The sequence below is a fragment of the Duganella paludis genome (genome assembly GCF_054461335.1).
Map to the genome: position 1 here is coordinate 4,285,851 of NZ_CM136922.1, position 12,105 is coordinate 4,297,955.

Below are 12,105 nucleotides of genomic sequence, written 5' to 3' on the forward strand. Positions count from 1 at the left end.
CCCCGCTTGGCCGTGCGGGGTAAAGCAAGCGTTCCAGCGGCTCGTCGAGGCAGGCGAGCCGTCTGCCCGCACGCTTTCCTCCGCGACCCCGACGCATGGGGGCTACGCTTTGACTACCTCCACTCCCAAGCGCAATCCGATGCTATGTCATGGCGGCCAGCGCGTGCAGGCGTTCGCGTGCGTCCTGCTGCCAGTCGATCAGTTCTTCCGGCGGCATCGGCAGCGCCAGCAGATAGCCCTGCGCCTGTTCGCAGCCGAGCTGGCGCAGCAGCAGCCAGTCCGACTCGGTCTCCACGCCTTCGGCCACGGTGGTGGCTTTGAAGCGCTGTCCCAGTTCGATGGCCGAGCACAGCACCGCGCGCCGGTGCGGCCAGCGCGTGGCGCCGTCGACGAAAACGCGGTCGATTTTCAATTCCGTAAACGGGCAGCGGGCCAGTTGCCGCACCGACGAATAGCCGATGCCGAAATCGTCCATCGCCAGCCCGAAACCCATCAATCGCAGGCGTCCCAAGTTGATGAGCGTGGGCAGCGGCTGGCGCATCACCATGGTTTCCGACACCTCCCACACCAGCGTGGCGGGGGCGATGCCGGTGGACGCCGTCAGCGCAGCCAGGCGATCGACGAAGCGGCGTTCGCCCAGGATGCCGGCCGGCAGGTTGATCGACGCCGTCAAGCCGGGCAGCACCGTCCGCTGCCACTGGGCCAGCTGCACCAGCACCTGGCGGACGATGGCCAGGGTAAACTCGGCCAGCAGCGACGAGCCTTCCAGCGCCGCGATGAAGTGCTGCGGTTCCAGCAGGCCGCGCGTCGGGTGCCGCCAGCGCGCCAACGCCTCCACGCCTTTCAGTTCGCCGTCGCGCATGCCGATCCTGGGATGGAACCACGGTACAAACTGTCCTTGCTTCAGGGCCGCGCCCAGTTCCGCCTCCGTCACCTGCGGGATGTCGGGCGGCGCCAGCACGCCGGGCGGGGCGGGGCGCTGTTTCAGCAGCGCTTCCAGTGGCGCCAGTTGCACCGGCTTGGACAGCGCGCCGAGCAGGACGCCGCCGGCATCGGTGCGGCGCATGTTTTCAACCAGATCCAGAAGGCGCGTGTCTTGCGCGCTGACCACCACCAGCTTGGGCACCAGCTGGCGGTCGATCAACTGGCAACTCAGTTCGATGCCGTCCATGCCCGGCATCGCCAGGTCGCTCACCACCAGGAACACATCGTGTTCCGGCTGCTCCAGCAAGCGCAGCGCCTCGTAGCCGTCGCGCGCGCCCAGCACCAGGCCAAAGCCCAGCTGTTGCAGCAGCGAGGCCAGGTGGGCGCGCTGCGTCAGGCTGTCCTCGACCACCAGCGCGGTGGCGCCAGCCCAGGGCGGGAAAGGCCTGGCGTCGGCGGCTTGAAAAGCGGAAGATGGATATATCATGGCGGGTGGGTCAACTAGCGGAGCGGAATTGCGCGGCTGGCGCAGTGTATACAGGCCATCCATCGACCGAATTCAACTGACTGAACTTTTCCGGAGATATTTTTCTGCGCGTGATGAAGAACTGTAGACGATGGATGCTGCTCGCATTGTTGGTGGCGGGGCAGGCCGGTGCGGCCGGCGATGCCAAGCGGGGTGCGGTGCTGTTCCAGCGCTGCGCTTCCTGCCATGCGGTGGGGCCGTATGCCAGCGCCGGTTATGGGCCGCAGTTGAACGGCATCCTCGGGCGGCGCGCGGCGGTCACCAGGGACTTTAAATATTCCGAGGCGATGAGGAAGTCGGGACTGACGTGGGATGAGAAGACGCTGGCCGCTTATCTGCGCGCGCCGCACGACGTGGTGCCGGGGACGAGCATGCGGTTCTGGGGGATCAAGGATGAACAGCAGGTCGCCGACCTGCTGTCCTATTTGAAGACTTTTTAACGGGACTTCACGAACGGCGTGCCGAGTGCTTTCGGCGCCACCGATTTGGCCATCAGGCCGGCCAGCACGATCACCGTCAGCACGTACGGCACCATCTGGATCAGCGAACCAGGCAGGCGGCCCACCACCGGCAGTTCGACGCCTTCGATCTGGATCTGCACCGCCGCGAAGAAGCCGAACATCAGGCAACCGAGGAAGGTGTGCAGCGGACGCCAGTTACCGAACACCATGGCGGTCAGCGCCAGGTAGCCGGCGCCGGCCGACATGTCGCGCAGGAAGAAGCCGCTCTGCACGATCGCCAGGTAGGCGCCCGAGAACGAGCACAGTACGCCGGCGATCAGCATCGCCATGTAGCGCTGGCGCTCGACGCTGATACCGGCCGCATCGGCCGCGTGCGGATTCTCGCCGCAGGCGCGCAGGCGCAGGCCGAAGCGGCTGTGGTAGACCACCCAGTGCACCAGCGGCACCAGCGCGAACGCCAGGTACACCAGCACCGAGTGGCCGCCGATCAGGTGCGCATACACCCAGCCGATGAAGGGAATGCCTTCCAGCGCGGCGGAGCCGGGCAGCACCACGTCGAACAGGCGCGCCGCGCCCAGGTCAGGCGTGCGGCCGCCCTGCTGGAAGATGTACTGCGCCACCACGAAGGTCAGGCCGCTCATGGCGATGTTGATGGCGATGCCGGCCACCAGCTGGTTGCCCTTCTGGGTGATCGCCACGTAGGCTTGCAGGGTCGCCAGCAGCACCGATACCAGAATGCCGGCCATCACGCCGTACCACGGGTTCTGCGTGGTGAACGCAACGGCGGCCGAGACGAACGCCGAGGCCAGGATCTTGCCTTCCAGGCCGATGTCGATCACGCCCGAACGTTCGGCGAACAGGCCGGCCATGCCGGCGAAAATCAGCACCGGCGCATTGCGCACGGTGGACACCAGGATACTGCCGATATGCAGGTCGTCAAAAGTCATATCGTCCTCACTTCTTCAATTTGAGCAGCTTGGCGATCGCCGGGCCGTACAGGTTTTCCATCGCGCCGCAGAACAGGATGATCACACCCTGCACCAGTACCACCATCTCCGGCGGGATGTTCTGCTTTTCCAGCGACAGGTCGAAGCCACCTTGCGTCAGCGCGCCGAACAGCACCGCCGACAGGAAGATGCCGACCGGATGCTGGCGGCCCATCAGCGCAATCGCGATACCGATGAAGCCCGCGCCGCCGACGAAGTTCAGCGACAGGTAGTGGGTCGAACCCATGATCGAGTTGACCGAACCCAGGCCGGCCAGCGCGCCCGAGATCAGCATCACGGTGATGATCATCTTGCTGATGCGGATGCCGGCATAGTGCGCGGCATGCTTGTTCAAGCCCGTGGCGCGCAGCTTGAAGCCCCACGAGGAACGCGCCACCACCACGCCGTAAATCGCCAGCGCGAGGATCGCCAGGAAGAAGCTGACGTTGAGCGGCGTCTCGCCCAGGATCGGGAACCACTGGTTCAGGCGCGGCATTTCAGCGGCGGCCGAGAACACGCGGCTGGCCGGATTTTGCTCGCCCGGCGGCACCAGGTATTTCACGATCACGGTGTTCATCAGCGAACCGGCGATGTAGTTGAACATGATGGTGGTCACCACCACGTGGCTGCCGCGCTTCGCCTGCAGGTAGCCGGGCAGGAAGGCCCATAGCGCGCCGAACAGGGCCGCGCCCAGCATGGCGAGCGGGATCAGGAGCCAGAACGGCAGCGTGCTGTCGAAGGTTAGCATGGCCAAGGTCAGGCCCAAACCGGCGAAGTACATCTGGCCTTCGGCGCCGATGTTGAACAGGCCCGCCTGCATGGCGATCGATACCGCCAGGCCGGTGAAGATGAAGGTCGAGGCGTAGAACAGCGTGTAGCTCAGGCCTTCCGGATTGATCACGGCGCTGTTGACCAGGATCTGCAGCGATTCGATCGGGCTTTCGCCCAGCAGGTGGATCACCAGCGCGGTCACCAGCAGCGCCGACAGCAGGTTCAGGATGGGCATTACAAACGCTGTAGCCCAGCGTGGCAGGTCTTGGTTGTTCATGATTTATGCATGCCCCCCATCAGCAAGCCGATACGGGTGGTGTCGAATTCCTCAATTTTCAGTTCGCCGGTGATACGGCCGCCGCACATGACCAGGATACGGTCCGCCAGCGCGCGCACTTCTTCCAGCTCCACGGAGACCAGCAGGATGGCCACGCCTTCGTCGCGCAGCTTGAGCAGCTGGGTGTGGATGCTCTCGATGGTGCCGATGTCGACGCCGCGCGTCGGCTGGCCGACCAGCATCAGCTTCGGCTGCGCCAGCACTTCGCGCGCGATCACCACCTTCTGCTGGTTGCCGCCCGAGAGCAGGCCGATACGCAGGTCGTGGTTGTTGGGACGGACGTCGAAGCTCTTCATCAACGCGTCGCAGCGCGCGGCGATGGCCTTGAAGTCGAACAGGCCCCAGCGGCCTTTCAGCTTGTCCTGGTAGCCGAGGATGGTGTTGTGCATGACCGAGAAGGCCTTCACCACGCCGTCGCGCAGGCGGTCTTCCGGGATATGGGCGATGCCCAGGTCGCGGAAGGTGCGCGGCAGGCCGTCGGCATCCGAGCGGTTCTTGAACGGCAGTTCCTTGCCGAGGAATTCGAGCTTGCCGGACGACGGCAGGCGCATGCCCGACAGGATTTCCATCAACTCGCTCTGGCCGTTGCCGGAGACGCCGGCAATCGCCACGATCTCGCCGGCGCGCAGCGTGAAGCCGATGTCGGCCAGCAGCTTGACGCCCTGGTCGTCGAGCAGCTGCAGCTGCTCGACGTGCAGCACCGGCGCGCCCGGGTTGTAGGGCGCGCGCGGCAGGTTGTTTTCGATCGGACGGCCGACCATCATGTTGGCCAGGTCTTCCTTGGTGGTGCCGGCGGTCGGCACGGCGCCGATCACGCGACCGCCGCGCATCACCGTCACGGTGTCGGTGATGTCGAGGATCTCCTGCAGCTTGTGCGTGATCAGGATGATGGTCTTGCCCTGTTCCTTGAACAGGCGCAGGATTTCGAACAGCGACTCGGTCTCCTGTGCGGTCAGCACGGCGGTCGGCTCGTCCAGGATCAGGATGTTGGCGCTGCGGTAGATCTGCTTGAGGATCTCCACGCGCTGCTGCGCGCCCACCGACAAATCGTGGATGGTGGCCAGCGGATCGACGTCGAGGCGGTAGCGGGTGCAGATCTCGCGCAACTCCGCTTCCACCTTGGCGCGTTTGGACTTGAGCTTGAAGCCGCCTTCGCTGCCCAGCATCACGTTGTCGAGCACGGTCATGTTCTCGACCAGCATGAAGTGCTGGTGCACCATGCCGATGCCGAGGGCGATCGCCTCCTGGCTGTTGTGGATGCGACGCGCCTGGCCATCGAGCAGGATCTCCCCGCCGTCGGCGCGGTAGTATCCGTACAGGATGCTCATCAGGGTCGATTTGCCGGCGCCGTTCTCGCCCACCAGGCCGTGGATGGACCCCTTGGCGATGGTGAAGTTGACGTCCGTGTTCGCTTTTACAGCTCCGAAATGCTTGGAGATGCCGCGAAATTCTACTGCTGGCTGCATAGGATCGTTTTTTATTTAAGTAAAACGCGCCGCGCGGGGCTATCCCCGGCGGCGCGCTTCGTGTTCAAACAGGTTTTAGACCGGGCAGGCTGCGCCCGAACGAATATCGATGACCTTGACCGTGCCGTCGATAATGTCTTTGCGTGCGCCCAGCACGCGCTTCTCGATTTCAGGCGTGATCAGCTTGCGGTTGTGCTCGTCCAGCACCCAGTCCACGCCGCCTTCCTTCAGGCCCTTGGCGGTGACGCCGGCCTTCCAGGTGCCGTTCTTCATTTGCATGAAGGAGTCGTAGACGGCGTTGTCGACGCGCTTGACCATCGAGGTCAGGATGCTGCCCGGGTACAGGTGGTTTTGGTTGGAATCCACGCCGATGGCCAGCTTGCCTTTTTCCTTGGCGGTCTGCAGCGTGCCCAGGCCCGAACCACCGGCCACGGCAAACACCACGTCGACGCCGCGATCGAACTGCGAGCGCGCCAGTTCGCCGCCCTTGGCCGGGTTGTTCCACGAATCCGAGGAGGTGCCGACCATGTTCGAGGTCACTTCCACCTTCGGGTTGACGGCCTTGGCGCCCTGGGTGTAGCCGCAGGCGAAGGTGCGGATCAGCGGAATGTCGACGCCGCCGATGAAGCCCAGCTTCTTGGACTTGGAGGCCATGGCCGCAGCCACGCCGGCCAGGTAGGAGCCTTCTTCTTCCTTGAAGGTGATGGAGTTGACGTTGGCGCCTTGCGCCACGCCGTCGATCAGCACGAAATGGACTTTCGGGAATTCCTTGGCGACCTTTTGCACGGCGGCCTGCTGGGCAAAGCCGATGGCGGCGATCAGGTCGAGGTTTTTGCGGGCGAGGCCGCGCATCACCTGTTCAGCCTGGGTGTCGCTGGAGGCTTGCACCTCGATGAAACTGATATTGGTTTCCTTCTTGAAGCGCGTGGCGCCTTCAAAAGCGGACTGGTTGAACGACTTGTCGAACTTGCCGCCTGCGTCATACACGATGCCCAGCTTTGGGTCAGCCGCGGACGCGCTGGCAGCGATAAACAGTGCTGCAACCGTCAAACTAAGTTGTGAAAGTTTCATGAATAGGCTCCTGGAAGATCGATATTGTATATTTTTATTGGCCGAAACATATAATCCCGCCTCGTTTAATTCCTCTAAATCCCTGATTTCACTCGGTAAGTGCTAGCAACTTGCTAAAAGCTTGCTCGAATTGCTGCAGGCCGGCGGCCAGCAATTGCTGCCCGATTGTTTCCAGATCGATACCTTGGTGCGCCAGTTGCGCCAGCACGGCGCGTTCGGCGTCCACATTCGTGCCGAGCGCGACCTCGGCCACGCCGTGGTCGCGGAAGGCGGCCAGGGTGGCGTCCGGCACCGTGTTGATGGTGTCCGACCCGATCAGGCCCTCGACGTAGCGCACATCGCGCTCGGCGGCGGTCTTGGTGGCGGTGCTGGCCCACAGCAGCCACTGCGGCGTGGCGCCGAAGGCGGCGAACACGCCGAAGCCGCTGTCGTTCTTCCAGTCCGCATAGGCGATGCGGGCGGCGGCGATGGCGGCCTGGCCGCGCAGCGGATCGGCCGGCGCCAGCAGGGCGTCCACGGCGACGTCGATGCGGCTGATGAACACGCTGGCGACGCTGGCGATGCGCTGCACCGACAAAGTGTCTTGCAAGCGGCGTGCCAGGCCCCGGCGGTGGGCGGCGCGCACCGCCTGCACCTGGCTGGCGCTGAAAATCAGGGTCATGTTGACGTTGATGCCGGCGTAGGTCACTTCCTCCAGCGCGGCGATGCCGGCCGGCGTGGCCGGAATCTTGATCATGGCGTTGGGGCGGGCGATCAGCTTCCACAGGCGGCGGGCCTCGGTCACGGTGGCGCTGACGTCATGCGCCGGGCGCGGCGACACCTCAAAGCTGACAAAGCCGGCGCGGCCGTCGCTGTGATCGTACAGCGGCGCGAACAGGTCGCAGGCGCGCTGGACGTCGGGAATCACCAGCGCTTCGAAGCGCGCTTCCGGCGTGGCGTGCGCGGTGCGCAGCAGCGGCAGGGCGGCTCGGTAGGCGGCATCGTGCTGGATCGCCTGGTAAAAGATGGCCGGGTTGGACGTCAGGCCCTGGATGCCGTCGTTGGCGATCAGCGCGGCCAGCCGGCCGGAGGCGAACAGGTCGCGGCTCATGTTGTCGAGCCAGATTTGTTGTCCCAGGGCGCCGACTGCCTGCAGCCGGCTGTGTTCGAGCATGTTGTTCATCTACCGTTCCAAGAATGTATGTCGCACTGCAACAACACGGCCCGCCGAATTAAATTTTTTTATCTTGTTGCTTTTTTGTCCGTTTGGAAAAAAATACACGCAGTGGCGGGCCGCTGCTTGTGCCCTCTCCCATAGGGAAAGTGGCTTCCGCCCTAGGGTTCAGGGCAGTCCACTACTATGCCCTAGCGCCGATATGTAGGACAAATTCGTTTTTTCTTGGCTATTTATTCAAAATAGATATGAATCAAGATCCTTCCAAAGCTGGGTTTGCAGTCATTTTTTCCGTGCTAGCATGGTTGATAATTTGTATATCGATATGCTTTATCGTTCAGTTTCGATACACATTTAACAAGAAAAATCCAACTACACAATGACGGGAGCAGGACATATGAGCAAGCAACGCAGTTTCGCAGTGCGGTCGCTGATCGCACTGGCTGTCGCCAGCACTTTGCCGCTGGCATACGCGCAGGACACCGAAACCACTGGCAAAGACCAGCTGGAAACCGTGATCGTGACGGCGCAGCGCCGCGCGGAAAACATCAAGGACGTGCCGATGTCGATCGCCACCATCAAGGGCGACAAGCTGGACGCGCTGACTTCCGGCGCCGGCGACATCCGCGTGCTGTCCGGCCGTTCGCCGTCGCTGAACATCGAATCCGACTACGGCCGTGCCTTCCCGCGCTTCTACATTCGCGGCCTGGGCAACACCGACTTCGACCTGAACGCCTCGCAGCCGGTCGGCTACGTGATGGACGACATCGTCATGGAAAACGCCATGCTCAAGGGCTTCCCCGTGTTCGACGTCGACCAGGTCGAGGTGCTGCGCGGCCCGCAGGGCACGCTGTTCGGCCGCAACTCGCCGGCCGGCGTGATCAAGTTCGACTCGGCCAAGCCGGTCTTCAAGCAGGAAGGCTATCTGCAACTGGGCGTGGGCAACTACTCGGCCAAGACGGCGGAAGGCGCGTTCAACATCCCGGTCAGCGACACCGTGGCGCTGCGCTTCGCCGGCACCAGCCAGCACCGCGACAACCGCGTGCACAACACCAATCCGACCCCGAACAAGGGCACCCAGGACTTCGAAGGCTACGGCGACAACGCCTTCCGCCTGCAGGCGCTGGTCAAGCCGAACAAGGACTTCGACGCGCTGTTCAACTACCACCAGCGCAACTACCACGGCAGCGCCACGCTGTTCCGCGCCAATATCATGAAGCCTGGCAGCAACGGCCTGGCCGATGGTTTCGACTACGACTCCTACGCCAGCGACGGCATCAACTACCAGAAGCTCAAGACCCAGGGCGGCAGCGTCCGCCTGAAGTACAACCTGGCCGACATCACGCTGCACTCGATCACCGGCTACGAAAAACTGAAGTTCAACAGCCGCGCCGACGTCGACGGCGGCTATGGCGCCGTGTACGCGCCGCCGTATGGTCCGGGCCGGATTCCGTTCTCGCTGGAGACCGCCGACCTGCTGCCGAACCACAAGCAGTTCTCGCAGGAGTTCCGCGCCGAGTCGAACTACAGCGGCCCGCTGCAATGGATCGGCGGCCTGTACTACTTCAATGAAGCGATCCAGATCGACAGTATCCAGTTCGACTCGCTGGCGCCGGGCAATCCGCAAAAAATACCGTACGCCCAGCAATACCAGAAATCGAAATCCTGGGCGGCGTTCGGCTCGGTGAACTATGCCGTGTCCGACAAGCTGAAGCTGCGCGGCGGCATCCGTTACACCGACGACAAGAAGGACTTCCTGGCTGCGCGCACCGACTTCAACGCCAGCAACGTGCTGGTCACTCTGCCGCACTCCCTGAACAGCAAATCGACCAACGTCAGCTGGGATGCCAGCGGCACCTATGAGCTGAGCAAGGCCACCAACCTGTTCGCCCGCGCGGCGACCGGTTACCGCGCGCCGTCGATGCAGGGCCGCCTGGACAGCCTGGACAACCTGCCGTCGCAGGCCGGTGCGGAACGGGCCTTGTCGTTTGAAGCCGGCGTCAAGCAGGATCTGTTCGACCGCCGCGCGCGCCTGAGCGCGGCAGTGTTCCAGTACCGCGTCAAGGACAAGCAGTTGACCGCCGGTAGCGGCACGATCAACCTGAACAAGCTGCTGAATGCCGACAAGGTCACCGGCCAAGGTATCGAACTGGACCTGCAGGCCAACCTCGGCTCCGGCTTCAGCGGCAGCGTCGGTTACAGCTTCAACGATACCGAGATCAAGGACAAGAATGTCCGTATCGCCTACTGCGGCAACATCGCCAACAACGCCGGCCTGGGCTGCACGCCGACCGGCGCGCCGGCGGTCGGCTACCCTGGCTACTCGCTGATCGATGGCAACGACCTGCCGCGCGCACCGCGTCACCAGGCCAACTTCACGCTGAAGTACAGCACCGAAGTGGCCAACGGCGAACTGTACGCGCTGACCGACTGGAGCTACCGCAGCAAGTACAACTTCTTCCTGTACACCGCCACCGAGTACACCGCCAAGCCGCTGACCGAAGGCGGCGTGCGCGTCGGCTACAAGTGGGGCAACGGCAAGTATGAAGTGGCAGCCTTCGGCCGCAACATCACCAACGAAATCGTTCTGCTGAGCGCGATCGATTTCAACAACATGACCGGCATGCTGAACGAGCCACGCACCTACGGCGCAACCTTCAAGGTCAACTTCTAATCCGGACTTTGCTTTAGAATCCCCGCACGCCGCAAGGTGGGCGGGGATTTTTTTATTGGGGAGCCGGATTTGGAACACACCGTCGTCAACCTGTGGCCGCTGCTGGGCGTGGCCGTTATCATTCTTGGCTTCGCGCTGCGCGCGCACCCGGTGCTGGTGGTGATTGCCGCCTGCGTGGTCACCGGCATCACTGCCGCCATGCCGATGGAGCAGTTGCTGGCCACGCTGGGCACAGCCTTCATCAAGACCCGCAACCTGCCGCTGATCCTGCTGCTGCCGATCGCCGCCATCGGCTTGCTGGAGCGTCACGGCCTGAAGGAGCATGCGCAGGCGTCCATCGCGCGCATCCGTTCCGCCACCACCGGCCGCCTGTTGATCGTCTACCTGGCGATCCGTGAGCTCAGCGCCGCCTTCGGGCTGACCAGCATCGGCGGCCACGCCAGCATGGTGCGGCCGCTGATCGCACCGATGGCCGAAGGCGCGGCCGAGGTGCGCTATCCGAATGTGCCGCTGGAGATGCGCCACCGCATCCGCGCCATGGCCGCCGCCACCGACAACGTCGGCCTGTTCTTCGGCGAAGATATCTTCGTCGCCTTCGGCGCCATCGTGCTGATGCAAACCATCCTGCACGGCGAGGGCATCGATGTCGATCCGCTGCACATGGCGCTGTGGGGCATACCGACGGCCATCTGCGCCTTCGTCATCCACTCGTGGCGGCTGTACCGGCTCGACGCACAGATTGCCCGGAGCGCGGCATGATCGTCACGCTCGATTATTTCTACTATGTGCTGGGGGCGATGCTGCTGGTGGTCGCTTACATGGCGCTGCGCGACCAGCACAATCCCAAGCGCTACAGCAGCGCCTTGTTCTGGGGCCTGTACGCCGTGATCTACCTGGCCGGCGAGCAGTTGCCGCCGGTGGCGGCCGGCGTGCTGATGGTGGTGATGGCGCTGATCGCCGGCTTCGGCGGCGTGGCGCTGGGCCGCTACGGCGACCGCAGCGAGCAGGAGCGCCGCAGCAGCGCGCAGCGGCTCGGCAATAAACTGCTTATCCCGGCGCTGCTGATTCCCCTCACCACCGTGATCGGCTCCACGCTGTTCAAGGACGTCAAATGGGACGGCCTGTTCCTGCTCGACCCGAAAAATCTGACGCTGGTGAGCCTGGGCATCGGCTCGCTGTTCGCCGTCGCCACGGCCTGCTGGCTGACGCGCTCGACGCCGGTGCAAGCCATGCGCGAATCGCGCCGCCTGATCGACCATCTGGGCTGGGCGGTGGTGCTGCCGCACATGCTGGCGGTGCTGGGCCTGTTGTTCACCGAGGCCGGCATGGGCAAGGCGGTGGCGCACGTGGTGACCTCGTACATCAATATGGATATCCGGCTGGTGGCGGTGGCGGTGTACTGCGTCGGCATGGCGCTGTTCACCATCATCATGGGCAACGGCTTTGCGGCATTCCCGGTGATGGCCGGCGGCGTCGGCATTCCGGTGCTGGTCGGTGTGTACCACGCCAACCCGGCGGTGATGGCGGCGATCGGCATGTTCAGCGCCTACTGCGGCACCTTGATGACGCCGATGGCGGCCAACTTCAACATTGTTCCGGCGGCACTACTCGAACTGCCCGACAAGAACGCCGTGGTGAAAATTCAGGTGCCCACGGCGTTGCCGATATTGTTAGCAAATATTGCTTTGCTTTATTTTTTGATGAATATGTGAGACGCTCTCGCTTTGCTAGCACAG

General features: G+C 63.6%; 10 protein-coding genes. 4 read left to right on the forward strand and 6 right to left on the reverse strand.

Annotated features, from left to right (window positions below):
* Positions 1-142: 142 nt before the first annotated feature.
* Positions 143-1,411, reverse strand: coding sequence for an EAL domain-containing response regulator (locus tag ACXZ1M_RS19010; protein WP_459049206.1), 1,269 nt, complete (start codon positions 1,409-1,411; stop codon positions 143-145).
* A gap of 134 nt (positions 1,412-1,545) precedes the next feature.
* Here ACXZ1M_RS19010 and ACXZ1M_RS19015 point away from each other — a divergent pair, with 134 nt between their 5' ends.
* Positions 1,546-1,890 (forward strand): c-type cytochrome, encoded by a 345-nt coding sequence (locus tag ACXZ1M_RS19015; RefSeq protein WP_459049207.1) that lies wholly within the window; start codon positions 1,546-1,548, stop codon positions 1,888-1,890.
* Here the strand turns inward: ACXZ1M_RS19015 and ACXZ1M_RS19020 are convergent.
* From ACXZ1M_RS19020 to tal, 5 genes are all read right to left on the reverse strand, one after another.
* Complete coding sequence (locus ACXZ1M_RS19020) at positions 1,887-2,858, reverse strand: ABC transporter permease (RefSeq protein WP_373990723.1); 972 nt, start codon at positions 2,856-2,858, stop codon at positions 1,887-1,889. The genes ACXZ1M_RS19015 and ACXZ1M_RS19020 overlap by 4 nt on opposite strands.
* 7 nt (positions 2,859-2,865) lie before the next feature.
* Positions 2,866-3,945: an ABC transporter permease gene (locus ACXZ1M_RS19025; RefSeq protein ID WP_459049208.1), complete on the reverse strand. Its 1,080-nt coding sequence runs from the start codon at positions 3,943-3,945 to the stop codon at positions 2,866-2,868.
* On the reverse strand, positions 3,942-5,471 hold the full coding sequence (locus ACXZ1M_RS19030; protein WP_459049209.1) for an ABC transporter ATP-binding protein: 1,530 nt from the start codon (positions 5,469-5,471) through the stop codon (positions 3,942-3,944). The genes ACXZ1M_RS19025 and ACXZ1M_RS19030 overlap by 4 nt, the downstream gene beginning before the upstream one ends.
* A gap of 75 nt (positions 5,472-5,546) precedes the next feature.
* Positions 5,547-6,542, reverse strand: a complete 996-nt coding sequence (locus tag ACXZ1M_RS19035; protein WP_459049210.1) for a BMP family lipoprotein — start codon at positions 6,540-6,542, stop codon at positions 5,547-5,549.
* 88 nt (positions 6,543-6,630) lie between these two features.
* Positions 6,631-7,704 carry a transaldolase gene (tal, locus tag ACXZ1M_RS19040; protein ID WP_459049211.1) on the reverse strand — a complete coding sequence of 358 codons (1,074 nt, stop codon included), beginning with the start codon at positions 7,702-7,704 and terminating at the stop codon, positions 6,631-6,633.
* A 388-nt stretch (positions 7,705-8,092) separates the two neighbouring features.
* Here tal and ACXZ1M_RS19045 point away from each other — a divergent pair, with 388 nt between their 5' ends.
* From ACXZ1M_RS19045 to ACXZ1M_RS19055, 3 genes are all read left to right on the forward strand, one after another.
* Complete coding sequence (locus ACXZ1M_RS19045; protein ID WP_459049212.1) at positions 8,093-10,369, forward strand: TonB-dependent receptor; 2,277 nt, start codon at positions 8,093-8,095, stop codon at positions 10,367-10,369.
* Positions 10,370-10,438: 69 nt separating this feature from the next.
* Positions 10,439-11,128, forward strand: coding sequence for a DUF969 domain-containing protein (locus ACXZ1M_RS19050; RefSeq protein WP_459049213.1), 690 nt, complete (start codon positions 10,439-10,441; stop codon positions 11,126-11,128).
* The gene (locus tag ACXZ1M_RS19055; protein ID WP_459049214.1) at positions 11,125-12,081 is read left to right on the forward strand and encodes a DUF979 domain-containing protein; all 957 of its coding nucleotides are present in this window, start codon (positions 11,125-11,127) and stop codon (positions 12,079-12,081) included. Before ACXZ1M_RS19050 ends, ACXZ1M_RS19055 begins: the two co-directional genes overlap by 4 nt.
* The last annotated feature ends 24 nt before the right edge of the window (positions 12,082-12,105 follow it).

What these genes read in the sequence shown, in the direction of transcription:
- ACXZ1M_RS19030 (WP_459049209.1), bottom strand. Translation starts at nt 5,471, where the DNA reads ATGCAGCCAGCAGTAGAATTTCGCGGCATCTCCAAGCATTTCGGAGCT.
- ACXZ1M_RS19020 (WP_373990723.1), bottom strand. Translation starts at nt 2,858, where the DNA reads ATGACTTTTGACGACCTGCATATCGGCAGTATCCTGGTGTCCACCGTG.
- ACXZ1M_RS19025 (WP_459049208.1), bottom strand. Translation starts at nt 3,945, where the DNA reads ATGAACAACCAAGACCTGCCACGCTGGGCTACAGCGTTTGTAATGCCC.
- ACXZ1M_RS19010 (WP_459049206.1), bottom strand. Translation starts at nt 1,411, where the DNA reads ATGATATATCCATCTTCCGCTTTTCAAGCCGCCGACGCCAGGCCTTTC.
- ACXZ1M_RS19035 (WP_459049210.1), bottom strand. Translation starts at nt 6,542, where the DNA reads ATGAAACTTTCACAACTTAGTTTGACGGTTGCAGCACTGTTTATCGCT.
- ACXZ1M_RS19015 (WP_459049207.1), top strand. Translation starts at nt 1,546, where the DNA reads ATGCTGCTCGCATTGTTGGTGGCGGGGCAGGCCGGTGCGGCCGGCGAT.
- ACXZ1M_RS19045 (WP_459049212.1), top strand. Translation starts at nt 8,093, where the DNA reads ATGAGCAAGCAACGCAGTTTCGCAGTGCGGTCGCTGATCGCACTGGCT.
- tal (WP_459049211.1), bottom strand. Translation starts at nt 7,704, where the DNA reads ATGAACAACATGCTCGAACACAGCCGGCTGCAGGCAGTCGGCGCCCTG.
- ACXZ1M_RS19055 (WP_459049214.1), top strand. Translation starts at nt 11,125, where the DNA reads ATGATCGTCACGCTCGATTATTTCTACTATGTGCTGGGGGCGATGCTG.